Origin of the sequence: Microbacterium sp., assembly GCF_052099035.1 — a bacterium.
GTDB lineage: Bacteria > Actinomycetota > Actinomycetes > Actinomycetales > Microbacteriaceae > Microbacterium.
On the sequence record NZ_JBQDSX010000022.1, the window covers coordinates 1 to 24,625 of the forward strand.

Sequence of the window (24,625 nt, forward strand, 5' to 3'; positions counted from 1 at the left end):
ACGCTCATCCGATACCCCGATTCGCCGGTGTTGCGACGACCGGTTGAATACGGCCTGTCTCCGGGCGTCGCGGCGGTCAGATCTGGGCGTGGGTGCCGATGGCGCTGCTCACAGCACTCGGGTGGGCGCTCATCGGATACTCGTTCTTCATCATGGCGTCGTCGCGGAAGACACGACACGCGGAATCGAGCCGCTGAACCCATGACCTCTCTTCTCGTCGGCAGCGATGGACGCGCGCGGTGTGCATGGGTCGGGACGGATGCCGAGTACCAGCGGTACCACGACGAGGAGTGGGGCGTCGCGCTGCACGGTGATCGCGCGCTGTTCGAGAAGATGGCGCTGGAAGGATTCCAGGCGGGGCTCAGCTGGATCACGATCCTGCGCAAGCGCCCGCGGTTCCGCGAGGTGTTTGCCGGATTCGATCCCGAGACGGTCGCGGGTTTCGATGACGGCGACGTCGAACGTCTGATGGCGGATGCTGGAATCATCCGCAACCGCGCCAAGATCCTCGCCACGATCGGCAACGCACGCCTGGTCCGCGAACTGGCACCCGGAGAACTCGACGAACTGATGTGGTCGTTCGCGCCCGTTCGCGGCATCCGCCCGCGTTCGTTCGACGACGTTCCCGCCGTGACGGCAGAGTCGACCGCGATGAGCAAGGCACTGCGTGCGCGGGGTTTCCGCTTCGTCGGACCGACGACGATGTACGCGCTGATGCAGTCGACCGGCATGGTCGATGATCACGTCGCAGGATGCTGGTCAGTGATCGTGAGAGAGGATGTTTGACTCCATGAGCGAACAGAACCCTTCTACGCCCACCGCACAAGGCGAGAATGTTCACCGCCCGCGCATGCCCACGGTTGCCATCTGGCTCTCCGCCGTTTCTCTCGTGCTCTGCATCCTTCTCGCAGTGCCGTACAGGGCACTGCCCTTCCCCAGCATCCTCGTAATTGTCGCGCTGGCCGCGGTCGGCATAACCGGGCTCGTGCTCGGCATCCGCGCCCGCCGATCCCCCTCCGCACGCGGCGGCTGGGCGTTGATCTGCGCGCTGACGTCGCTGATCATCGCCGTCATTCTGACGGTCGTCTTCATCGTGGGTATGATCTCCGCCAGATCTCTCAACAGGGTTGAACTCCACGGACAGGGGCCCGCGGGAATGTCTGCGACATTCGTCAACGACACGGAGAACCGCACTGTGAAATGGCCGGCGGAGGGCAGGGCCAACTACAACACAAAGGGCTCCTGGGTCGAACTCACCATCGAAGTTCCCGAAGATGCCGCCTCCCAGACCGTCAGCTGCCAGATCACCTGGAACGACGAGGTCGTTGTCGATGAGACATCGGATAACGGCACGGTGACCTGTCGATACGATGCGGGCTGAGCGAGGATATACTCGACGATCGGGGGATTCGTCTGCTTCAGGGCGCCGTGGAGTGGCCCGTACACCCCTCATGAAGCCGGAGGAGGGTGCGTGGCGAAGCGGATTGCCTCGGCGCCGCCAGTGCTGGCGGGATACAGCTACGTGCGCCCGCTCGGTTCCGGCGGATTCGCCGACGTCTTCCTCTACGAGCAGGACATGCCGCGCCGCGTGACCGCCATCAAGGTCCTCCTGGCGGATGCCGTGAACCCCGAGGTGCTGCGCACGTTCAACGTCGAGGCCGACATCTCTGCGCGCCTCAGCGCCCACCCGTCGATCGTCTCGATCTACCAGGCCTCCATCTCGGCAGATGGCCGACCGTACTTCGCGATGGAGTACTGCCCCGACACGATGAGCGCGCGATACAAGAAGGCACCGCTGCCGCTGGCCGAGGTGCTCGACGCAGGAGTACGGATCGCCGGAGCGCTGGAGACCGTGCACCGCGCAGGGCTTCTGCACCGCGACATCAAACCCTCCAACCTGCTGATCAACTCGCTCGGCGCTCCCGTGCTGGCCGACTTCGGGATCGCCGCCGCGGTCGTCGATGAGGGCGACCCCGAGACCTTCGCGATGTCGATTCCGTGGAGCTCGCCCGAGGTGCTGCAGGAGAAGGTGTCCGGCTCGATCCCGAGTGAAGTGTGGAGCTTCGCCGCGACGCTGTACACGCTGCTCTGCGGACGCAGCCCGTTCGAGCGGCCCGATCGCGAGTCCAACTCGAGGGAGAAGCTCACTCAGCGCATCATCCGCGCGCGCTATACGGCGCTGCCGGTGCCGGACATGCCGCCGATCATCGACGACATCCTGGCAACCGCGATGGACCGCGACCCCGCACGCCGCTTTCCCTCCATGGCCGCATTCGCTGAGCGGCTGCGCTGGGCGCAGTACGAGCTGGGGATCGCGCCGACCGCCTTCGAAGCGGCATCCGCAGAGTGGGCCGCCGCAGCGCCGGTCAGTTTCTCCGACTCGGGCCCGCGGGGACCGGTGATCACGACGGTCGCCGCTGACTCCCGCCGTGCTGCTCGCGCGGCCAAGGCAGCGGAGCGGCCGCGCGATCGGGACGACGTCGCAGCCCCTGCACGTCGGCGGTCGCCCTGGATGGCCGGCGTGATCGGCGCCGTCATCGGCGCGGCCGCGATCGCCATTCTGGGTATGACGGCGCTCTTCCTCACGGGAGTGATCTGATGGCGATCGGAGACAGGTCGCGCACTGCCCCGGCGCCCCGATCGCGGGGGCGTCTGATCGCAGCGATCGCCGGCGCAGCGGCAGTGCTGGTCGTCGTGGGACTGGCCGTCACCGCGCAGGGATACCAGACTCAGGAGATCCCGCGCCTGGAATCGTCGGTCTGGGTCATGCGCGACTCCGGCCAGTACGCACGCGTCAACACCGAGCTCGCTGAAATCGACACCGTGCGCAACGTGGATGCTCCGGAGGCGGTGTGGCAGAGCGGCTCCGACGCCGTGCTGTACAGCCAGGGAAACCGTCAGCGCTGGGATCTCGACCCCGCCAACCCCGTCGATCTGCTCTCCGCCAGTGAGGATGAGGGCGCACCCCTCGCCTCAGAACCCACCCCGGCCGGCACCCGGCAGATCGTGTCCGCGGGACCGTACGCTGCCTATCGGACCGACACCGGACAGGTGTCGGTGACCACGCTCGCCGCGGGCGCAGGAACGGCGCTGGTCGATCCGTTCGCGCAGGTCGAGGTCGCCGAAGGCGAGGATCCGCCGACATACACCGCCGACGCGATCGGGCTGTCTCCCGACGGCATCCTCGCGCTGTATTCGGCAGAAGAAGGCGCGATGCGCCGCTTCGACATCGAGCAGCACCAGTTCCTCGGCGACGCTTCACCGATCTCCTCCGCGCCCACGGGCGACGGCGCACTCATGCTCAGCGTTATCGGCGAGCGCTGGGCGATGCTGCAGCCCGCTGACGGCACGCTCTGGATCTCGGGACGGGACGAGCCGGTCTCGGTGGATGTCACTGAGGATGCCGTGCTGCAGGACGGCGCGGCACGCGGAGATGCGGTCATGATCGCGGACTCCGCGGGGCTGGTCTCCGTCAACCTCTCCTCAGGAGAGGCCACCCGTATCGCCGAGGCATCCGGTGCGCCCGCCGTCCCTGTCGTCGTCGGATCGTCGACGTACGCGGCCTGGCTGGACACCGGGTCCGGAACGCTCTGGGCCGACGGCGAGACGGTTCCGATCTCTGTTCCCGGCGACGTCCTCGAATCCGCATCGATCGAGCCGGTCTTCCGCGCCAACGGAGACCGGGCGGTGCTGACAGAACTCGGCACCGGCCTGATCTGGACCGCACCCGATGGCATCCTCGTACCGCTCGAGCAGTGGGCGATCGAGGATGACACCGAGCAGGAGGAGGGCACGGTCATCGTCGAGGACGTCGCCGAGCAGCTGCCTCCGGTTGCGGTCGACGATGCCTTCGGCGTGCGCCAGGGCGAGCAGGTCGTGCTGCCGGTGCTGCTGAACGATCACGATCCGAACAAGAAGGACGTCCTCACGATCGACCCGGACTCGATCGCGGGCGGTCTGGTAGACCCGGACTTCGGAGACCTGTCGCTCGTCGCCAACGGACAGTCCCTCGTGGTGAACGTGCGCGCGGCATCCGGCCAGACGAGTTTCACGTACGCCGTCACCGATGGCTCCGCGGTGTCGCCGCCAGCGACGGTGACTCTTTCCGTCGCCGCTCCCGAGGTGAACTCCGCGCCGGTGTGGTGCGGCGTCGAGGCCTGCCAGCAGGAATGGCCGACGCCGCAGATCCTCCCGGGCGGAAGCACGATCGTCTCGGCGCTCTCCGGGTGGGTGGATCCGGAGGGTGATCCGTTCATCCTCAGCGACGCCTACGAGACCGATTCATCCGCACCGGTGATGGTTGTGCCGATGGACGACGGCCACGTCGCCATCCGCCACACCGACCCCAACGCCGCGGATGCCACGATCTCGATCACCGTCGTGGTCACCGACGTGCACGGCGCTGTCGCCGAGAAGACGCTGGATGTGCAGGTGACCGGAAGCGCGGCGCTGATCGCCTCACCCGTCGCGCTGACCACACGCGTGGGAGAACCGCAGTCGATCCGCATCTCCGATCATCTCGCCGGCGGTTCCGGGTCGTATCGCCTTGTCGACGCCGTACAGACGGCCGCGACCGCCGATGGCCTCTCGGTGACGCCGAACACCGCTTCGGGGAACGTCGAGCTCACCGTCGCGGAGCCGGGGCAGTACGTGATCACCTACACCGCGCAGGATGTGACGACGCAGGCCGAGCAATCGGCGGTGATCCGCATCACCGCCATCGACGGTGCGACTGCGCTCACGATGGCACCGGTCACTGCCTTCGTCCGCGAGGGCGAAGATACGACCGTCGATGTGCTCCGTGCCGTGCAGAACACGAGCGGACGCGTGCTGATCCTCGCCGATGCTGTGAGCTCGACGCCGCAACTCAGCGTCAGCGTCGTCGGCAACGCCCGCCTCCGGCTCAGCGGCAGCACCGAAGAGGGGGTGCCGGGCGTCGTCGGCAAGGCAACGGTGACGGTCGCCGACGGATCCGGTGCTGCGGTGGAGGGGACCGTCACCGTGTTCCTCACCCCGTCATCGACTGTCACTCGCCCGATCGTCTTCCCCGATGCGATCACCGTCCGAGCCGGCGCGCTCGCGACGATCAACGTCGCCGCGAACGATGTCGCCCCTCGTGGCGAGCCCCTGGTCGTGCTGCCCGATGTCACCGGCTCCGGGGAGTCGGGCGAGCTCGTCTTCGCACGGGGGAACACGCTGCGCTACCTCGCCCCGAGCACTCCGGGCACTTACCGGCTCTCGTATTCGGCGTCGCTGGAGCGCAATCCGAGCCTGTACGACAGCGGCTCGGTCATCGTCACCGTCGTGCCGTCAGGCACCAACCGCGCACCGATCCCCAAGACGCTCACCGCCAGAGCGCTGAGCGGACAGAGCGTGTCGGTGTCCGTGCCGACCACCGGAATGGATGCTGACGGCGACTCGGTCGTGCTCGCATCCGTCGAGCAGCCCAGCAAGGGCTCCGGTACGGCGACGATCTCGTCGCGCGGCGACACGATCGTCTACCGGGCACCCGCCGGCGGAGTCTCCGGCGGGCAGGTGACCTTCCCGTACACCGTGCGCGACACGCAGGGCGAAGAAGGGACCGGTCTGGTTCGGATCGGCGTTCTCGACGGAAAGGTCGAGAACTCGGCTCCGGTCACCTTCAGCGACTACGTGCGGGTGGAGGCGGGGTCATCGATTCCTGTGGTCCTGGACCCGCGAGCGAATGACCTCGACCCCGCTCACGGTGAACTCGAGCTCGTCGAGCTCGTCCCGAACGCGCCGCCGGTTCCGGGCAACCCGCTCTTTGACCGTCTGGATGCGCTCATCGATCCGAGCACGTCGTTGGAGGACGGGCGAGTCGTGCTGCAGGCCGGAGACACCGTCGGGACGAACTCCTACTTCTACACAGTCAGATCCTCGGTCACATCCAGCACCGCGCAGGGGCTCATCGTCGTTTCCGTCACGGAGGGAACTGTTGCCGATCAGCCGCGCGTGACCGACACGGTCCTCACCGCACGCGACCGGGCAGATCTGGCCGATGGCGGCATCGACGTGGTCACCGACCGCGTGCAGTGGCCCTCCGGAGATACCAGTGCGTTGACGCTGAGCCTGTGGGGCGAGAATCCGGACTATTCCGTGAGCGGCAACCGCATCATCGGCACCCCGCCCGCGGAGGGCGACCTCGTTCCCTTCCAGCTGAAGGGGAAGGGCTCGGGCGGTCGCGATATCACCGGTTACGGCTTCCTGCGGATTCCCGCGTTCGACGACATGCGCGTGCAGCTCGTACCGAACGCGACGCCGGTGACCGTCGATGAGAACGCGTCGGTGTCCTTCGATATCCGGGAGTTCCTCGACCTGCCCGCCGCGGACACCGTCGAGATCGGGACGGGTGATTTCGTCGCCCAGCGCGCCAATGCGAGCTGCATGGCCGAAGAGTCCGGCGCAGCGCTCTACCGCGCGGGCACGGACGCGCCATGGTCGGACACCTGCCTCGTTTCCGTGCGTCTGCAGGGACAGACGACGTGGTCGTACGTGGACATTCCCATCGGCATCCGCCCCTCGGAGCCGCAGCTTCTGCTGTCCTCGATTTCGTTCACCATCGCACCGGGCGCGACGCAGAACGTCGATCTTTACAACAGCATGGCCGCGTGGGAGGGCGGACGCGAGGGAAACGCTCGCTCGCTCGATTACCGCATCGTCTACTCCGGCTCCGCGTTCGTCGTGACGCAGAACGGGTCCACCCTCAGCGTTGAAGCGCGAGCGGATGCCGCACCAGGAAACCGGGAGAACATCAGCGTCACCGTGCCCGCGTACGGCGACCCGTCCGCGTCCGTGGTGCTCGTTGTCGGTGCGGCTCCTCCCGACGCGCCGCGGGGCGCGACCTTCACCAGCCAGTGCGTGGTGACGAACCCGAACTGCACGATCGACGTCGTCGACGTGGCCGGCGAGTACGACCCCTTCGAAGGCAAGCCGGGATCCGGGCTGCGTCTGGTTTCACTCGGTGGTGGCGCGCGCTGCGACGTGGCATCGATCTCGGTGTCGGGCAGCCGGTCGGTCGTGGCGAGCTGGCCCAGCGGCGGCCAGGCGCCCGGTGGGCAGTGCATCGTCCCGTTCACCGTCTCGGACGCGCAGGGGCGCACCGGCACCGGAACCCTGACGCTCGACCTGCAGGGCTTCCCGCAGGCACCCGCGAGCATCACCACCGCCGGGTTTACCCGCTCCACGGTCGTACTCGATGTTGCGCTCGGCGAGGCCGGACGCGCACATCCCGCCGTCTCGTCGATCACGCTGCTTCAGGATGGCGCCGCGGCCAACGCCTCTTGCGCACCCGCGGGCGGCGGCGTGTACCGGTGCACGGTGGGCGGGCTCGTGAACGGTGAACCGCACACGTTCTCGGCCGCCGCGGTGAATGCCGTCGGCACGTCGCCATCGACCACACCGGTCACGAGCTGGGCGTACGCGGCTCCCGTCGTCTCGAACGCCACGGCGACACCCGTCTACCGAGCCGGCGTCACCGACCGGTATCGAGGGGTCGCAGCGCTCTCTATCGACTCCTCAGACGATGCCATCGCGATCCGTGTGCAGGAGACCGGTGAGGTCATCAACCGCAAACCCAACGGCGCAACCACAGCCGAGATCGTCTTGGAACCCGGCCAACGGTCGATCACATTGGTTCCGATCAGCCAGTTCCAGCCGCCTACGGGCGACAGCGGCAATGAGGGGGGTGCGTTCACGACGTCCGTCACGGTCGCGGGTGCTCCGTACTTCGATCCCGCATGGACTCAGGCGACCGCGGCCTCGAACACCTCCGTCAACGTGTCCGGTATCGCCGCACAGGCGAATGGCAGTACGCAGGGGGCGAGCGTCACCTACCTTGCTTGGCAGTCGGGAACGGCATCGTGCAGTGCGGATGGAGAGGGCGGGCTCGATATCTCCGGAGCCGAGGTGCAGTCGGATTCGCCATCACTGCAGGGGCTGCAGGCGTACCGGATCTACCGCGTCAAGGCCTGCGTCACGAACGGCTTCGGCGTGGCGGAGTCGGAGACCGCAACCGTCTTCACGTTCACATTCGTTGACGGCCCGGGCGGAGACACGACATACACGGTCGACACGGAGTGGGAAAAGGACGGGAACCGGTATTCGTACGGGTTGAAGTCCGCTCCCCGGCTGGACGTCGAAGACGGCTTCGCCGCTCAATACGATATGTACGGGGCATGGCGCAGTGATTTCGCCCTCACCTCCGATGGGTCCCCCGGGCAGGTGCGCGCTCGGGTATGCAACGAGATCCAGCCCGACTCCTGTTCGGATGCGGTGAACATCACCGCGACCACGGCGCCGACCACCGTCGAAGTCGCATTCGCCGAGTGTCTACCCGCCATTTCCGAAGACGTCGTGACGGTCTCGGCGGCTGCGAACTATTCGTACGATTTCACCTCTGTCCCGGATGATTCTGTCCCTGAGGGAGAAGAGCCTGAATTCGTCGTGAAGATCACCTGGACCGACGCGTACGCCACGCTGGCCCCGATCACCAAGCGTTTCACGGAGTGTCCATGATGACGTGCTCCATTCACAGATCTCCTTGCATCTCCACCCTCCGAGAGGATGTTTCATGACCATCGCCCCCGAACAGGCCTCCTGGTTCGCCGAGACGTTCTCGATCCTCACGGGCAACGTCGAGCAGGCGATCCTCGGCAAGCGGCACGTCGTCGAGCTCGTGCTCGCCACGGCGATCAGCGATGGCCACGTGCTTCTGGAAGACGTCCCCGGCACAGGCAAGACGGCGCTCGCGCGCTCGATCGCCCAGACCGTGACGGGCACGAGCACGCGCATCCAGTTCACGCCCGATCTGCTCCCGGGGGATGTCACCGGCATCACGGTGTACGACCAGAAAGAGGGCACGTTCGAGTTCCATGCGGGACCCGTGTTCGCGAACATCGTGCTCGCCGACGAGATCAACCGAGCGAGCCCGAAGACCCAGTCGGCATTGCTCGAGGTGATGGAGGAGGGCACGGTCACCACCGACGGCGTGACGCGTCCGGTCGGGTCCCCGTTCCTCGTCATCGCAACGCAGAACCCGATCGAGCAGGGCGGCACCTATCGCCTGCCCGAGGCGCAGCTGGACCGCTTCATGATCAAGACGTCGATCGGCTATCCCGACGAGGCGGCGACCATGCGCATCCTGCAGGGGGCCGCGCAGCCGAAGCACGTGCTGGACGGCATCGTCGGCACCGACACCCTGCTCACGATGGCCGAGATGTCCCGCGGCGTCTATGTGAACCCCCGGGTCTCCGACTACATCATGCGCATCGTCGATGCGACCCGTCGTGCGTCGGAGGTGCGCCTCGGAGCGAGTGTGCGCGGTGCTCTCGCGCTGTCGCGCCTCGTGATGACGTGGGCTGCGAAGAACGGGCGGACATTCGCCACTCCGGATGACGTCCGCGAACTCGCCGTCGTCGCCCTCGCGCACCGTCTCGTGCTCGAGCCGGAGGCCGAATTCGATGGCGTCACGGCCGTGGCAGTGATCGGTCAGATCCTGCTCGACGTCGAACCGCCGAGCGAGAACGGCACTGTGTGAGCTTCAGCACCGAGTCGCGTATCACGCGCACCACGGCGGGGACGAGCACTTCCACTCGCACCTCCACGGTGACGCGATACGACAGCACGCGCCGCGGACCCGTCCGCGGCGCGGTGTTCGGCGTGCGCGTCGCATGGCGGCGCACCCGACGCGTGGCGCGCCGTACGACGAAGTGGATGCGGGAGACGATCACCGCTGCCGGTGTTCTCGTCGTGGCAGCGCTCGTTCTCGGAGCGGTCGCCGGAGTCGCTTTCGGCTGGGTCGAGGGGTGGACAGTCGCGGCGATCGCGCTGGTTCTCCTCATCGCCTGCGTCCCGTTCATCCTCGGCGCGCACGACTACGGCATCGAGCTGGAGCTGGATCGCGACCGCGTGGTGGCGGGGGCCGAGATCACCGCGACCCTGGATGTCCGCAACAATGGCACCCGACTCTCGCTGCCCGGCATCGTCGATGTTCCCGTGGGTGAAGGCCTCGTCGAAGCACACGTTCCGCTGCTGAGGCCGGCAGCGCATCACCGTGAAGAGCTGACGATCGCCGCCCATAAACGCGGCGTCATCGACGTGGGCCCCATGACGATCACGCGGGGCGATCCGATCGGCATCCTGCGTCGTGAACTGCGCTGGCCCGATGTGCAGCGCATTCACGTGCATCCCGTCACGGTTCGCCTCCCCAGCACCAGCGCGGGCCTGATCCGCGACCTCGAGGGAACGCCGAGCACGACCCTCGTCGACGCGGACCTCTCCTTCCACGCCGTCCGCGAATACGTCGTCGGCGACTCGCAGCGTCACGTGCACTGGAAGTCGACGGCGAAGACCGGACGACTCATGGTGCGGCAGTACGAGGAATCACGGCACGCACGGATCGCGATCATGCTCGACCTCGCCGCCGACTCCTATGAGAGCGACGACGAATTCGAGACGACGGTCAGCGCCGCAGCATCCCTCGCGCTGCAGGGCGTCCGCGACGGGCGCGACGTGCTGCTCTCGGTGAGCAATGAGCTTCCCGAGCAGAGCCGTGCCGAGATTCTCTCCATCCGCACCCTGCCGACGGTCACGCCGAAGGCGCTGCTCGATGCCACCTCCACGATCGACGCCGCCGAACGGATGATGCGGCTCGAGGCCGTTGTGGCGCTGACGGCGCAGTCGTATCCCGATCTGTCGATCGCGTTTCTGCTCACCGGTTCCCGCATGCCGCTGGACCGGCTCCGGCGTGCGGCGGTCAGCCTGCCGGCGGCCGTCGAGGCCGTTGTCGTGCGCAGCGAACTCGGTGAAGAGCCCACGATGCGCATGGCGAGAGAGCTCTCGGTCATGACGCTCGGCGCTCTGGGAGATCTTCCGCAGATGCTCGCGCGAGGAGCGCTGCGATGAACGCAGGACAGATCCGCCGTGGCACCGGCCGCACGCGCCGCACGCGTCGTGCTCGCCGGACGGTATCGATCTCTGCACTCGCACTCTGGTCCGTCGGCTACGTGATCGTCGGGATCGGACTGGCCACCGCGGCGGTCTGGCCGGTCTACGAATCTCCGCGCGCCATCATCGTTGGTGTGGCGGGTGGGCTCGTCGGGGTCGGCATCGCCGTGTGCGCCCGGCTTTTCCGGTGGGGGCTCCTGGTCGCGTCGCTCGCGGCGGTCGGTGCCTACCTGGTGCTCGCCGTGCCGCTCGCGATCCCATCCGCGATGTCGTCGATCCCCGCCTTCCTCGGCGGACTGCGCGACGCCGTGCTCGGCGTCGTCGTGGGGTGGAAGCAGATGCTCACCCTCAACCCGCCGCTGGGGGAGTACCAGGCAGTCCTCGTGCCCCTGCTCGTGGTGATGCTCTTCGGTGGGTTCGTGGCCACCCTCCTCGCGATGCATCCCGGACGTCGGGCGTCGGCCGCGGTCGTCGTCGTCGCGGGCATGAGCGTATTCGGCATCGCGTTCGGCCTCGGTGCGACGAGTGCGGCGGTTTCGGTGGGGTGGGTCGTGCTTCCCGCCCCGCGCGAGTGGCTGATCGGCGTCGCCGTGTTCGTCTCGGCGCTGGTGTTCCTGATCGGCCGAACCCGGTTGCAGCGAGCATCCGCTCTACGAACCGTCGCCGCGAAGAGCGTATCTCGACGCGGAGCGCCGGTGTGGCCGGCGATCCGCCGACACGTCCTCGCCGGTGGCATCGTCGTGATCGCGCTGATCGCCGGAATGGTCATCGCGCCGACGGCTGCGGGCTGGACCGATCGCTCCGTGCTCCGCGACGAGATCGAGCCGATGATCGTCGTTCAGAAGCAGCCCAGCCCGCTCTCGGCATATCGGTCGTGGTTCACCAACGCGCAGCTCGATGACACGGTCGTGCAGATGCAGGGCGATCCCGGTGCTGTGGATCGCATCCGCCTCGTCACTCTGGACTCCTACGACGGCGAGGATTTCCACATCTCGCTCGACACGCGTTTCAGTCGGCTGCCTCGTGCGGCTGCGCCGGGTGAGGGGCGGGTCGAGCTCGGCTTCACCGTCGGCGACGGATACCGCGGCATCTGGGTGCCCGCACCCGGCGGCCTCGCCGCGGCTCCAGAGTTCGAAGGCAGCCGCGCAGACGAACTGGCAGACGGATTCCACATCGACGACAGTGGGGAAACCGCGATCACCGTGGCGCCGGTGCCCGGCGGCGGCAATGGTCTCGTTCCCGGCGATCGCTACTCCGTGCTCGTCGATCCCCCTGGAGAGACGGAGAGCATCGCCGGCTCTCAGGGCGGAGAATCGACACTCGACGCCGACGCCTACCCGGCCCTGGTGCAGTGGGCGGCGATGCAGGATCAGCCGGGTACGGGTGCGGGGTATCTCGAGCTCATCGATCGCCTCCGCTCGCGCGGCTACCTCAGTCATGGCCTGCTCGAGGATGAAGCAGCGGCCGGATGGATCGCAGATCTGAAGGAGTCCGAGGGGTACTCCTTCGCGCCGAGCTATGCGGGGCACTCGGCCGCGCGCATCGAGGAGCTGTTCACCGCTCTCATCGATCAGGAAGTCCGTGCCGGGTCGGGTGCCGCCCCCGAACTCCTCGTCTCGGCCGTCGGCGACGACGAGCAGTTCGCGACGGCAGCAGCGCTCCTCGCCCAGTACTGGGGGCTGGAGTCCCGGGTCGTGATCGGCGCGCGACTCGCGTCCGCCGAGGAGGTCCCCGGTATCGCCGCGTGCTCGGATGTGTGCACCGGAGCGAGCATGAGCGCGTGGGTCGAGGTGCGCGCGTCGGGTGGCGCATGGAGCACGGTCGACGTGACACCGCAGTTCGCCCTGCTTCCGAGCACGCTGACCGAGGGCGAGCAGCTTCCCGAGCATCCGACGGTGCCCGAGCAGCCCCGCAGCGAGGCGATGGACCCGCCTCTCGCGCAGAGCGACTCGCAGGCCGATGCCGTGCCGCTGTCGGATGACTCGTCCGCCGTGCTCGCGATCCTGCTCCCCATCCTCCGCGCCGTCGGGTTGGGCCTCGCAGCACTGGTGCTGCTTCTGCTGCCCTTCCTCGTGCTCGTATTCGCGAAGCGTCGCCGTGCGCGCCTCAGACGTCGCGCACCGGATGCTGAAGTGCGCCTGACCGGCGCATGGGAAGAGCTGGCGGACCTGTACGCGGATCACGCCATCGAGATGGACCCGCGCGGGACGCGCGCGCAGCGCGCCGCCTCCACCGGTCGTGCGGATGCCGCGGCGCTGGCGACGCTCGTCGATCGAGGAGTGTTCGCCGGGCACGGCCCTGCTGCTGAGGATGCCGATGCCGCCTGGGCGATCGTCGACGCCGAGCGCAGTGCTCTGGCCGGTGAGACCCGCCGCTGGCAGCGGCTTCGCGCCCGCTGGCGGCCGACCTCATTCCTGGCACGAATTCTCCCCGCACGGGGTGTCCCCTCTCCAGGTGGTCGCCGCGCACTGGGTACGCTCGCTGTAGCCGGATCCTTCGCGGACCCGAAGAAGGAGGACTCATGACAGCGCCAGCCGATACGGGGCTCATCATGGCGTTCATCGTCGGCGGTGGCCTTACGCTGGTCATCGTTCTCGGCATCTACATCTGGTACGCGGTTGCGCTGGCGAGGCTTTTCCCGCGCATCGGCGGCGAGGGGTGGAAGGGCTGGGTCCCCATCCTCAACGAGGCGGAGATCCTCGCACGCGGCGGCGTTCCGGCGTGGTCGGTGGTGTTCTACTTCATCCCCATCGTGCAGCTCTACGGCCTCTATCTGAAGGTGGTCGCCACCTATCGCATCAACGAGCGCTTCGACCGTGGCGCAGGTGCGACGATCCTCGCGATCCTCCTGCCGCCCGTCTGGGCGAGTGTGCTCGCGTGGGGTGCGCCTCCTCTTGCGGAAGGAGAACGCCTTGCGGCGCTCCAGCCGAGCCCACGGCGCACAGCTCAGGTTCCGTCTGCTCTCGCGCGGGATGCCTCCGGCTACACCATCCCGTCGCTGTCGCGAGCCCCCTCCGGCGACCGCATCGACACGCCTGCGCCGTCGACCATCTTCTCGCTGCCTCCTGTGCCGCCCGCAGCCTCAGAGCCCGTTATGCAGCCCGCGGTCTCGGAGCCCGCAGTCTCGGAGACTGCAGCCCCGGAGCCCGCGGTTTCGGAGCCCGTCATTTCGGAGCCCGTCGTGCGTGACGAGCCCGTGCGTGACGAGCCGGTGCCGGCGCCCCCGTCGCCGTGGGATGCGCCCCAGCGGACTCCGGTGGTCGCCCCGCCGCCCCCGCCACCCGTGGCTGCACCGTCCGCTGCCGTGCCGCCGACTCCGGCTGCGCCGCCAACTCCGGCTGCGCCACCAACTCCGGCCGCGCCGGCTGTTCCGGTCGCGCCACCGGCTGCCGTCCCGCCGGAGGCCCATCGCGACCCGGCGCCGCAGACCGGAATCATGGCCGCGATGAGCGGCGATGCTGTCCTCCCGGCGAGCGCGGATGATGCTGCGCCCGCTGAGCCCGCGGCATCCGCAGTGCGTCCCACACCTCCGGTGTTCGCGACGGAGCACGACGGTGCACAGGTGTCGGCGCCCCCGTCGATCAGGCCCGCGCCGACCGATCCGCCGACTCCGCCCCCCGCCCCGTTCGCTCCTCCGGTCGCGCTCGCGCCAGCGGTTCCCGCCGCGGGATTGGCTGAGACGGTGGACAAGACCGTCGTGACGCCTCGTCCCACCGATGATGATCTCGACTCGACCGTCATCGTCCCCCGTCGACGCGGGGTTCAGCGCTTCCTCGTCCTCGATGACGACCGACGCTTCGCGCTCTCCGGTGCGAGCGTCGTCATCGGGCGCAACCCGGTCGGCGAGCCTGGCGAGCAGCGGCTCGCGGTCGCGGACACCACGCGGACCCTCTCGAAGACGCACGCGCGCCTCGTGGTCGATGGCGACGAATGGCGCCTGACCGACCTGCATTCGACGAACGGCGTCGTCGTCGCCGCCGAGGACGGCACCGAGACGCTGCTCGACCCGGGGGAGAGCGTCATCGGAACCGGACGCTTCATCCTCGGTGAAGTCGGGATGCACGTCGTCGCGGAGAACAATTCGTGACTGTGTCGTCTGTCATCCTGAACGCGGTCGGCCAGACCGATCGCGGCCTGAAGCGCACGGCGAACGAAGACGCCATTCTCGCGGAGTCTCCGGTGTTCCTCGTCGCCGATGGCATGGGCGGGCACGAGGCCGGCGATCGGGCCAGCGCCGCGGTCGTCGCAGCCTTCGCGCCGCTGTGCGCCACCGCGGCCACCGTCGAAGATGTCCGCGCGGCGCTCGGCCGTGCGGACGAAGAAGTCTCGGAACTGTCTGCGGGGCTCAAGCGCGGGGCAGGGAGCACAGTATCCGGTGTCGTGCTCGTCGAGCATCAGGGCGCTCCGCACTGGCTCGTCTTCAACGTGGGAGACTCGCGCGTCTACCGTCACCACGGCAATGAGCTCTCGCAGATCACCATCGACCACTCGCTCGGTCAAGAGCTGATCGATGCCGGTCGGATGAAGCCCGAGGAGCTCGCGACCTTCCCGCAGCGCAACGTCATCACTCGGGCGATCGGCGCCGAGGAGAGCGTCGCCGACAGCTGGCTTCTTCCCGTCGTCGACGGCGAGCGCCTCCTCATCTGCTCCGACGGGCTCAGCGGTGAAGTCAATGATGAGAGCATCCGCGCGACGCTGACGATGTGCGGACGCCCGGAAACGGCGGCGGACGCCCTGATCCGTCGCGCACTCCGAGCCGGTGGGCGCGACAACGTCTCGGTCGTGGTGATCGACGTCATCTCCGGCGGCGCGAGAACGCGCCCGGACGACGTCACCGCCGGCCGCATTGCCGCCGGTGCGCTCACGGACTCCATGATCGACGGCACGACGATTCCCGTGCGAGTGCGAGTCTGACGTGGCAGAAGACGAGGAACCGTATTCCGATGAGACGGTGGCGCTCACGCGCCGTGCGCGGCGTCGCGCCGCATCGTCGATCGCGGAAGCCGGAATTCGCTCGGAACCCGTGCGCTCCCCGGAACCTGAGAACACTCCGAAACCCGAGGACTCGCCGGACGCTGAGGATGAGACCGTCGTTGTCGATCGTGCCGTGCCCCGTACGCAGCGGGTCGAGGACGGTGGCTCTGCCTCCGTCATCCGCCCGCTCACCGTTGCGCCGACGAATGAGGCCACCGCGACGCCGTCCATCTACAAGCCGCGGCCAGCGCCGCTGATACCTGCCAGCCCGCCCGCGATCGCCGGGGCCGCCGCGCCCACCAGGATCGAGGATCCCGATCGTCCGTCGGTTGCACGCCAGTCGCGCCGGTGGAGCTTCTACGCGGTCGCTGCCGCCGCGGCGGCCTGCGTGGTCTCCCTCATCGGCCTCGCGGTTCTCGCCATCGTGGTGTTCACGGGCTGAGCGGGCCTCCGTTACCCGGCGCGGTGCTCAGTACTGCTCTTCCGGTTCGTCGCGTTCCAGGAGCCCGCCGCTGCCCAACTCTGGCGGGGCATCGTCCGATGCCGCGCGTCGCCGTCGAAAGACGATGAGGATGCCGAGCACGCCGAGCAGGCTCGCACCGCCGATTGCGGCATACAGGGCGGCCTCGCGAGTGAGGATGAACGGCACCGACGAGAGGTCCGGAGCGATCGCAACGGCCGGTGGGCGCGCTTCGGCCTCGGTCGTATCGAAGAACGGGCTGACCGGACCTCGAGTGCTCCGGTCGGGCAGCAGCGCAATCGCCGCGGACGGCTGGATGAAACCCCAACCGGCCGCGTCGTCGCGATGATCCGGGTCAGCGCGCAGCGCGGTGGCGCTCAGTCGGTAGGCCCAGCCCGCGGCCGGGTCTTCCGGGTGAGCTTCGGCGACGAGAGCCGCCGCTGCGCTCGCGTAGGCGGTCGCGTAGCTCGCCGCGGGAGTCTCCGTGGCGAAGAGGCAGTTGCCTGCACCGATCGCTGTGGTGAGAATGTTCATGCCCGGGGCGGAGACGTCGACCTGCGGTCCATGAATGGAGTCCGCTGTCACACGTCCGCCCGCGTCGGTGGCCGTGACTCCGAGGGCCTGCTCGTACGCTGCGGGGTAGCGCGGCCCGTCCGGTGCTTCCGGATCTGATGCGCGGTTGCCGCCGCTGGCGACGACGAGAGCTCCGACGGCTGCCGCGTGCTCGACGGCGCTGCGGAGCTCGACGGAATCAGTCGCCTGTGAGAGCGAGACATTGATGACGTCGGCGCCGTGGTCGGCCGCCCAGCGGATGCCATCGGCGATGCGCTGGGCGGTGGGCCCGAACCCCGCCTTCACATCCTGATCCGCATCGCTGCGGTACACGCGCACGGACAGCAACTCAGCATCCGGAGCGAGACCGACGACACCCGATCCCGTGACGGGACGTGCGGCGATCTGCCCCGCGATCGCGGTGCCATGGCCGGTCATATCGGTGAGCCCGTCGGACCGCTCCCCGTCGCCGACGAGGTCGATGCCTCCGATGACCGCGGGGGAGAGGTGCGGGTTGCTCGCGTCGATGCCGGAGTCGACGACGGCGACGACGACCCCCTTACCGGTGGCTGTGAGGTGCGCGTCTTCCGCGCCGAGCAGGAGCAGCGCTTCCGGCGTCTGGGGTGCGAGCACCGGGTTCTCCGCAGTGCATGTCTGTCCGCTCGTCGCTGCCGGAAGCACTGTTGTCGGAGCATCCGATGCGGATGCCGCGGCCGGGGTGACGATCGCGGCGATGGCGAGAACGAGTGCGGGAATCAGCCGAGCCGGGCGTCTCATTCCGCTGCGCCCTCCCCGGGAGACATGCCAGCGGCTTCCGATGTGAGCGCGGGGCCGGCCGAGAAGAACTGGATCCACTCGTTCGACGCCTGGCCGACGTCGGCTGCGGAGTAGCCCAGTCGGCGGATGCTGTCGTCGCCGCCGTCATCGCCGGTGCCCGCTGCGGGAATCGAGAATGCGGTGCCGGATCCGTCGATGAGCACCGCGGTGCTCACCGACTCCTCGCCGCCGACGCCGATCTGCACGAGCGCACCGCCGCCGACACTCACCTGAGCAGTTCCGCGTTCCTCCGGCAGCTCGCTCGCCGTGGACCCGAGGGCCGTCACCGCGTCACCGCCGAGAACAGCGCAGGGCGTCTCGCCGGAAGGCAGGATCTCGAGCGGGCGGGTAGGCCAGTCCGCCCCACCGGCGTTCGAAGTGGTGGGCACCGCTGCGACTTCGGCGGGCGAGACCTCCTGCTCGGGCCCGGCATCCGCGCCGCTGCCGAGCAGGTAGAGCTGATGGGCGAGGGGGCTGAGCTGCGCCAGCTCGCCGGATGCGAGGGCCACGTACCGTTCATCCTCAGCGCTGCCCTGCACGTGCACGATCGTGCCGGCGCGCAGGTCGGTGCCGGCCACAGCATCACCGAACCCGGACACCGTGATCGGCGCCAGCTCTTCGCCGGGCTGGAAAAGATTCAGCCAGAGTCCATCTACGTCGACGATGTCGCTGGTCCCGAGCCCGACGGCGCGCAGCACGGCGTTCGCCTCATCCGGGGAAACCGCATAGCGGAGGCCTCCCGAGATGACGAAGATGTCGTCGTCACGTCGAACCACAGCACCCGTGCCGTCCGAGATCTTTGCGATGGGGGCGTCCGAGATCGAGACCGCTGTTCCCTCAGCTTCATCGACGCATGCCGTCCACGCGGTGTTCAGCAGAGCATCCGGTTCCGGCAGGTCATCAGGTGCCCCGAGGATTCCGATCGCCGGCCCGATCGGGATGTCGGCGAGCGAACCTTCATCGGTCTTGATGATCGTGAAATCGTTCGCCGGAATCAGCAGGCGTGCGCTCGAGGTGTTGATGACCGGGTACAGCGTGCCATCGAAGGAGATGTAGCGCGCACCGGTGTCGGTGGCGATGATCATCCGATTGTCTTTCCAGTCCTGCGGGAGGCCGGGCTGCATGATGCCGTAGAAGACACCGGCCAGGATGATCCCGGCGGTCAGTGCAACGCCTGCGACGACCGCGCGGAGCGGTTTGGCCGGATCGAGCTCTTTGCCTCCGGGGGCGCCGCCGGTGAACGCGGAGAGTAGCCTGCGGCGGCTGAATCCCTGCGCCTCGATGAGGTCTTTCTTCGTAGCCATCGGTTAGACGAGCCCCGCCGCAGCGACGCCGAGCGGCAGCAGGAGCGCCAGCGCGACGACCTCGACCGTATCGGCCACCCTCGCCAGCCGCAGGCGAGCCTTGGGCGTGAGCAGCGTGAGGCCGACGAGCAGCACCGTGGCGGTGATGAGCACGATGAGCATCCAGGTGTGCACGTCGGGGAGGGCGAAGGCCACGGTGACGCCGGTGATGGCGAGACCGATGGCGCCGATCGCCATGAGCACGAGCACACCGAGCCGCGCATGGATCTGCCGGGACTGGAACATCATGCCGATGAACGCCAGAACGCACAGGATCGCACCGAGGATTCCGGTTGCGGCGATGAGTGGTGTGGCGATGAGGGCGGCGACGCCGAGTGCGGCGCGCAGCGCGATGAGCGTACGCGTGCCCGCCGCAGCGCGTCGCTTGACCTCGTCGGCGTCGATCGGGTCAGGGGCGGTGAACATATCGGCATCGCTCTGCGGCGAGATCACCTGAATCCGCGTGGAGCTGAGCGCGAGCCAGGGGATGCCGTTGGCGAGCAGCGCGGTGACCGCAAGCATGATCGCGTAGGGGGCGACCGCGTCACCGAGAGCGGCAGCGGCTGTGGCGGTGATGCCGAGGGTTGCGCCGAGGGCGATGGGAACGAGGTGGATCTCGGGCTTGTCCTGCGTGACGGCGAGACTCACCCCGCCGACGATGACGAGTCCGAGTCCGAGGGCCGCGATGGGCCAGCCCCAGATGTCCTGAGGCGGCACGGCCAGGTAGCCGGCAAGTCCGCCGTAGACGGCAGCGGCGAGGCCGAGTGCGTGTCCGGCCTCTGGCTGGCGCAGGCGCATGAGCACGGTCGCGGCCACGCTGAGGATCACTGCACCGGAGCCCGCGATGATGGCGGGGAGCAGTGACGTCGCCGGTGTTGCCACGAGAAGCAGCGCGCACAGCGCGAGGAAGGTCATGCTGATGAACAGGGCTGTGCGCGAGCTGTCCTTCGCGCTCCAGGTGCCGTGCTGTTCGGCGGTCGCGTCGATGACGGCTTCGACCACATCGTCATACACCCGGGGCTCGGCGACGAGTCCGCCGCGCACGAGGGTGAGTAGCTCTCCGTCGTGGACGCCCTGGGCAGCTGCGCCGCGCGCAGGATCGAGGGTTACGCCATCGGCTCGCCGGAGCACGTAACCCGCGTGGGTCAGCGTAGGGTCCAGAACCCCGAGACTGCGGGCGAAACCCGGGATGATCTCGACGAGCGGCACTTGTGACGGCACCCCGACATCGAGTCGACGATCATCGCTGACGACGGAGAGCCGCAATACGGCTCCTGCCACGGCGCTGCTCTGACTCATATCGGTGGTGTCCCCCCACGTTTGCGACGTTTCCTCACAGTGAGCGATATGAGGACATGGTGTCGGAATCACTCTAGTTGACCGCGGGATACACGAAAATATCTCATCTGCGGTTGGCATGAGGTGCCCCAGTGACTTAGCGTAATCATTGAGAATCGAACAGCGGGGGGTGTTTCGAGTCGTTTGCAATCACAACGTGCTCCCCGCCTATGCGTCCGAAAGGACCGGAGGGAGAGTGAGATATGCCAGACGTCATCTCCGCTGAAGAGGGGGCCCTCAAAGCGGGCGCCCAGGCGGTAAACGTGACCAAGACCGGTATCGAGCGGGAGGTCAGGAAGGTCCGCGGCGAGATCGAACAGCTGCGCAGCATCTGGACCGGCCCGGCATCGGTGTCGTTCACTGCGCTCATGGCTCGCTGGGACGACCAGACGAACCGCCTCAACGGCGTCCTCGTGACCTTGGAAGATGCTCTGACAGGTACGGAGCGCGACCAGAACGCGGGTGAAGAGAGCCACAAGCAGATCATCTCGGGCCTCGGCTCGATGATGGCGTAATCACCCGATCGCAGAATTCTTCTAAGGAGCACACGATGGAGTCGATGTCAGTAAATCCAGAGCAGGTCACTGTTCTGGCAGGTCAGATTCGCACGGGAGCGAAGGGGATCAAGGAGCAGCTCGAGAACCTTGACACCGCGGTCACCAAGCTGCGCGGCGCATGGAGCGGTGAGGCTCAGACGAGCTACGACCAGGCGCAGATCAAGTGGAACAAGTCGCTGAGCGAGATGCAGGAGCTTCTTGCTCAGATCTCGACCAAGACCGAGGAGATCGCAGGGAGCTACCTGCAGACGGATAAGGGCTCTTCGCGCCGGTTCCTGATCAACTAAGACTTCCGGTGCGGGATCGGCGGTCAGTCGTCGCTCCCGCACCGCTTGCTGTGTCTTTCGATTCAGGGTTCGAAAGGCAGAGCAAGCGTTCGCTGAGACGCATCATTTGAGAGAGAGGCACGTCGATGACGATCTTCATGGATATAGATGGAGTGCGGATCGACATCCGGAAGATCCTGCGTGAGATGCAGGAGTTCCCCGCGGCCGCAGAGGTGGCGGTGTCCGAGGGCGGTTCCTCCGAGGTGAGCATCGGCTTCCGCAGCGCCGTCGCCGGTGCAGCAGACGCGATGGGCGAGGGCACGCGACGGGTCGTCGAACTGCTCAACAGCACGCAGGAGGCGATCCGAGCGTCGGTCGAGGAACTCGCCGCGCAGGATTCCAGCATCTCGGACGAGGTGAAGACGATCCTCTCGCTCCTGGACTCGGCTGCCGAGCAGGATGGCGGCACCGCGTCTGATAACGGCGAGTTCAAGTGAAACGACGACTCGTCACTGTCAGCGCCGTTGCTCTCATCGCCGTTCTCGTGGGGGCACCGGCCGCTGCGAACGCGGGGACGATCGAGTCGGGGTTGTGGTACTTCGATCGTGGTCACGTGCAGGATGCGTTCGATGCGGGGTTCACGGGTGAGGGCGTGGCCGTCGCGGTGATCGATGGCAGCATCAATCCGGATGCTCCGGGGCTGCGCGGTGCGAATCTCGAGGTCGTGGAGCCGTCGTTCTGCTTTGACGAGGCGGGCGAGCCCCTGCCGGCGGTATCGACCGAATATGCGATTGCCGGTCACGGGACGAATGTTGCCTCGCTGATCGCGGGCACGGGGGAGACGACGACTTCCCCCGTCGGTGTGAAAGGCGTGGCTCCGGGCGCGGATGTGCGCTTCTACTCGGCATTCGTGTCCGCGGCCGCGGATGACGCCGATGCGTGTCCGCAGGAGAACGGTGAAGCTTTCGGACCGAACGGCACGGGTATCGGGAATGCGATTGCGGCCGCGGTCGATGACGGCGCGGACATCATCTCGGTATCGCTGAGCGTATCTCTGGATATCAACGAGGAAATCGCGAAAGCGCTTGCCGCCGACGTTGTGGTCGTGGCCAGCCTTCCCAATGTGGGCGGCGTCGCTCTGCGCCCAGCGAGTGCCAACGGCGTCGTTGCCGTGCAGGCGTTCGATGCTGAGGGAAACATCCAGAGTTCTTCGTTGCTGGAGGGCCTTGATCCAACACCCAACACGAGCAGTGACGTGATCGTCGCAGCGCCCGGCATGGGCATTCTGGTGCAGGGGTACACGACATCATGGGATGAGCAGATGCTCGGCGACGGGACGTCGTACGCGACACCGATCGCTGCGGGCTTTCTCGCGGTCGTGAAGAGCAAGTATCCGGATGCCACGGCCAACCAGCTCATTCAGAGCCTCATCCACAACACCGGCGGCAACGTGGACCACGAGCCGCAGTGGGGCAACGATAAGGGCTACGGTGCGATCTCGTTGACGGCGATGCTGCAGGTGGATCCGGCGAAGTATCCCGATGTGAACCCGATCTTCGACATGGACGATCCGCAGGCTCGGCCGTCGGCCGCGGATGTGGAGGCTGCGGCCACTGCTGCTACCTCCGAATCAACGCCAGAACCGACCAGTGCGCCCGCTGCATCCGATGCTGCGACGCCGGCGTGGCTGCCGTGGGCTGTCGGAGGCGGGATAGTCGGAGTGCTCGTCGTGGCCGGGGTCATCGTGCTGGCCGTCGTCTTGTCGAGATCATCCCGACGTGCTGACGAAAAACAGGGGGGGAACCAATGACCGGTAGATACGAGGCTGAGCTCGAGCGAATCCGCGCGACGCGAGAGTGGAGCATTCCGAAGGCGACCGCACTGCGCAACTCGCTGTTATCGCTGGACAGAACCCTGGGAGCGGTCCTGGAATCGTCCGCGTGGAGCGGTGAGACCGCTGACAGCGCAAAGGCGATGCTGGGCGAACTGCGCACGTACTTCAACAGCGTCGATCGGAATGTCGGCGAGATCACTGCTGCCGTCGACTCCGGGAACAGTGCGCGTACTGCGGCACTCTCCGGGGAACTGCCTTCCGCTGCGATCGACCCCTTCTGGAGCACGGCGGTGCGCGGTGCCTCGGTCATCGTGCATCCGATTCTCGGGCCACTGGCCGCGGAGACCGCACTCGACACGATCGGGAAGTTCCTCGGAAACCGGCGTGAGGAGGAGGCCAAGGCGATCGTCGAAAAAGTCGCCGCTGGCCTGAAGAATCCGGAAGCCGAGTTGCGCAAGCTGTCGCTGAGGATGCGCGAAGAAAGCGCCAACGTTTCCGTGGCCGTTGCCAAGAATCCGACCGACCCCGGGAGGACCGGCACCAATCCTGGCGGTGGCACCGGCGGAGGGGACCCGCGGTATCCGACTACTCCGACGGGCCCGAACCCGAACAATCCGACCTCGCCGACGGGCCCGACGAACCCGACTTCGCCCACGGACCCGACTTCACCCACAGATCCGACTTCACCCACGGGTCCCATTTCACCGACGGACCCCACTTTGCCCACGACCCCGGAGTGCCCGGGAGTTCCCGACCCGGATGAGCCCGGTGGTGAAGAGCCAGGGCCCGCGATCGATGGACCTGGTGTCGGCACGGTTCCGACGCTTCCTGGGCCGAGCGGACCCGGCGGGCCCGGTGGGCTGTTCCCCGGCGGGCCGGGCGGCGGCGGCATGTCCCCCATCGGCGGTGGCGGTATCGGTGGGATCGTCGGCGGCGGTGCCGGCGCGGCCGTGATCGGTGCGGGCGCCAAGGTAGCCGGTGCCGGTGGAATGGGCGGGCTCAGCGGTATCGGCGGGGCGACGGGTGCGGGCTTGAAAGCCGGCGGCGGACTTCTCGGCAACACCGCTATGGCCGGCAACGCCGGAGGCGGCGCCGTGGCACGTACGGGTCCCGGGGGCGCCGCGGGAAGACCCGGTGGAGGCTCGTCCCAGGGCGCTGCCGGTGCTCGCGGCGGCGCGGCTGGAACGCGCGGCGGCGCGGCTGGCGCCCGTGGCGGTGCGGCCGGTACGCGCGGTGGCGCTGCCGGCGCTCGCGGTGGTGCTGCTAGTACTCGCGGTGGAACCGCTGGGGCTCGCGGTGGTGCGGCGGGAACACGCGGCGGAGCATCGATGATGGGCGGCCGGGGCAAGAACGACGACCCGAACAAGGAGAAGCGTTCGGGGCTCGGCGGACCCATCGCCCCGAAGCTGGAAGACGAGGGCGAGGCCGGTCCCCGCGCTCGGGGTGCCCGCGCGGGCTCGCGCGACAGTCACTCGAGCTGATCGGCGTGCACGAGTTCGGTCGGTCACGTGGCGTGGTGA

The 24,625-nt window shown here is 67.7% G+C and carries 18 protein-coding genes; 15 read left to right on the plus strand and 3 right to left on the minus strand.

Features of this window, described 5'->3' with window-relative positions; genetic code table 11:
• Nucleotides 1-201 precede the first annotated feature (201 nt).
• The 10 genes from ACTIAO_RS08865 (at nt 202) to ACTIAO_RS08910 (ending at nt 16,381) form a co-directional block, all read left to right on the plus strand.
• Complete coding sequence (locus tag ACTIAO_RS08865) at nt 202-786, plus strand: DNA-3-methyladenine glycosylase I (protein ID WP_441905928.1); 585 nt, start codon at nt 202-204, stop codon at nt 784-786.
• A gap of 64 nt (nt 787-850) precedes the next feature.
• Complete coding sequence (locus ACTIAO_RS08870; RefSeq protein WP_441905929.1) at nt 851-1,381, plus strand: hypothetical protein; 531 nt, start codon at nt 851-853, stop codon at nt 1,379-1,381.
• 90 nt (nt 1,382-1,471) lie between these two features.
• A complete protein-coding gene (locus ACTIAO_RS08875) occupies nt 1,472-2,599 on the plus strand; it encodes a serine/threonine-protein kinase (protein WP_441905930.1) in 1,128 nt (375 codons plus the stop codon).
• Nucleotides 2,599-8,535 (plus strand): Ig-like domain-containing protein, encoded by a 5,937-nt coding sequence (locus ACTIAO_RS08880; protein ID WP_441905931.1) that lies wholly within the window; start codon nt 2,599-2,601, stop codon nt 8,533-8,535. The genes ACTIAO_RS08875 and ACTIAO_RS08880 overlap by 1 nt, the downstream gene beginning before the upstream one ends.
• Nucleotides 8,536-8,590: 55 nt before the next feature.
• Nucleotides 8,591-9,556 carry an AAA family ATPase gene (locus ACTIAO_RS08885; protein WP_441905932.1) on the plus strand — a complete coding sequence of 322 codons (966 nt, stop codon included), beginning with the start codon at nt 8,591-8,593 and terminating at the stop codon, nt 9,554-9,556.
• The gene (locus ACTIAO_RS08890) at nt 9,553-10,923 is read left to right on the plus strand and encodes a DUF58 domain-containing protein (protein WP_441905933.1); all 1,371 of its coding nucleotides are present in this window, start codon (nt 9,553-9,555) and stop codon (nt 10,921-10,923) included. The genes ACTIAO_RS08885 and ACTIAO_RS08890 overlap by 4 nt, the downstream gene beginning before the upstream one ends.
• Nucleotides 10,920-13,490, plus strand: coding sequence for a transglutaminase domain-containing protein (locus ACTIAO_RS08895; protein WP_441905934.1), 2,571 nt, complete (start codon nt 10,920-10,922; stop codon nt 13,488-13,490). The genes ACTIAO_RS08890 and ACTIAO_RS08895 overlap by 4 nt, the downstream gene beginning before the upstream one ends.
• Nucleotides 13,487-15,052, plus strand: coding sequence for a DUF5684 domain-containing protein (locus ACTIAO_RS08900; RefSeq protein WP_441905935.1), 1,566 nt, complete (start codon nt 13,487-13,489; stop codon nt 15,050-15,052). Before ACTIAO_RS08895 ends, ACTIAO_RS08900 begins: the two co-directional genes overlap by 4 nt.
• Nucleotides 15,049-15,879 (plus strand): PP2C family protein-serine/threonine phosphatase, encoded by an 831-nt coding sequence (locus ACTIAO_RS08905; protein ID WP_441905936.1) that lies wholly within the window; start codon nt 15,049-15,051, stop codon nt 15,877-15,879. The genes ACTIAO_RS08900 and ACTIAO_RS08905 overlap by 4 nt, the downstream gene beginning before the upstream one ends.
• Before the next feature lies 1 nt (nt 15,880).
• Complete coding sequence (locus tag ACTIAO_RS08910) at nt 15,881-16,381, plus strand: hypothetical protein (RefSeq protein WP_441905937.1); 501 nt, start codon at nt 15,881-15,883, stop codon at nt 16,379-16,381.
• A gap of 27 nt (nt 16,382-16,408) precedes the next feature.
• Here ACTIAO_RS08910 and ACTIAO_RS08915 read toward each other — a convergent pair whose 3' ends face one another.
• Genes ACTIAO_RS08915 through eccD form a run of 3 tightly spaced genes read right to left on the minus strand, consistent with a single transcriptional unit; the run spans nt 16,409 to nt 20,409 of the window.
• Nucleotides 16,409-17,728, minus strand: coding sequence for a S8 family serine peptidase (locus ACTIAO_RS08915; RefSeq protein WP_441905938.1), 1,320 nt, complete (start codon nt 17,726-17,728; stop codon nt 16,409-16,411).
• The gene (gene eccB / locus ACTIAO_RS08920; protein ID WP_441905939.1) at nt 17,725-19,071 is read right to left on the minus strand and encodes a type VII secretion protein EccB; all 1,347 of its coding nucleotides are present in this window, start codon (nt 19,069-19,071) and stop codon (nt 17,725-17,727) included. The genes ACTIAO_RS08915 and eccB overlap by 4 nt, the downstream gene beginning before the upstream one ends.
• Before the next feature lie 3 nt (nt 19,072-19,074).
• Nucleotides 19,075-20,409, minus strand: a complete 1,335-nt coding sequence (gene eccD / locus ACTIAO_RS08925) for a type VII secretion integral membrane protein EccD (RefSeq protein WP_441905940.1) — start codon at nt 20,407-20,409, stop codon at nt 19,075-19,077.
• A gap of 242 nt (nt 20,410-20,651) precedes the next feature.
• Here eccD and ACTIAO_RS08930 point away from each other — a divergent pair, with 242 nt between their 5' ends.
• The 5 genes from ACTIAO_RS08930 to ACTIAO_RS08950 all read left to right on the plus strand — a co-directional run bounded on the left by ACTIAO_RS08930 (nt 20,652) and on the right by ACTIAO_RS08950 (nt 24,586).
• Entirely contained in the window at nt 20,652-20,963 is a 312-nt protein-coding gene (locus ACTIAO_RS08930) for a WXG100 family type VII secretion target (protein WP_441905941.1), read from the plus strand.
• 44 nt (nt 20,964-21,007) lie between these two features.
• The gene (locus tag ACTIAO_RS08935) at nt 21,008-21,292 is read left to right on the plus strand and encodes a WXG100 family type VII secretion target (RefSeq protein WP_441905942.1); all 285 of its coding nucleotides are present in this window, start codon (nt 21,008-21,010) and stop codon (nt 21,290-21,292) included.
• Between the two features lie 125 nt (nt 21,293-21,417).
• Nucleotides 21,418-21,768 (plus strand): hypothetical protein, encoded by a 351-nt coding sequence (locus ACTIAO_RS08940; RefSeq protein WP_441905943.1) that lies wholly within the window; start codon nt 21,418-21,420, stop codon nt 21,766-21,768.
• Nucleotides 21,765-23,081: a S8 family peptidase gene (locus ACTIAO_RS08945; protein WP_441905944.1), complete on the plus strand. Its 1,317-nt coding sequence runs from the start codon at nt 21,765-21,767 to the stop codon at nt 23,079-23,081. Before ACTIAO_RS08940 ends, ACTIAO_RS08945 begins: the two co-directional genes overlap by 4 nt.
• Nucleotides 23,078-24,586, plus strand: a complete 1,509-nt coding sequence (locus tag ACTIAO_RS08950; protein WP_441905945.1) for a hypothetical protein — start codon at nt 23,078-23,080, stop codon at nt 24,584-24,586. Before ACTIAO_RS08945 ends, ACTIAO_RS08950 begins: the two co-directional genes overlap by 4 nt.
• Nucleotides 24,587-24,625 lie beyond the last annotated feature (39 nt).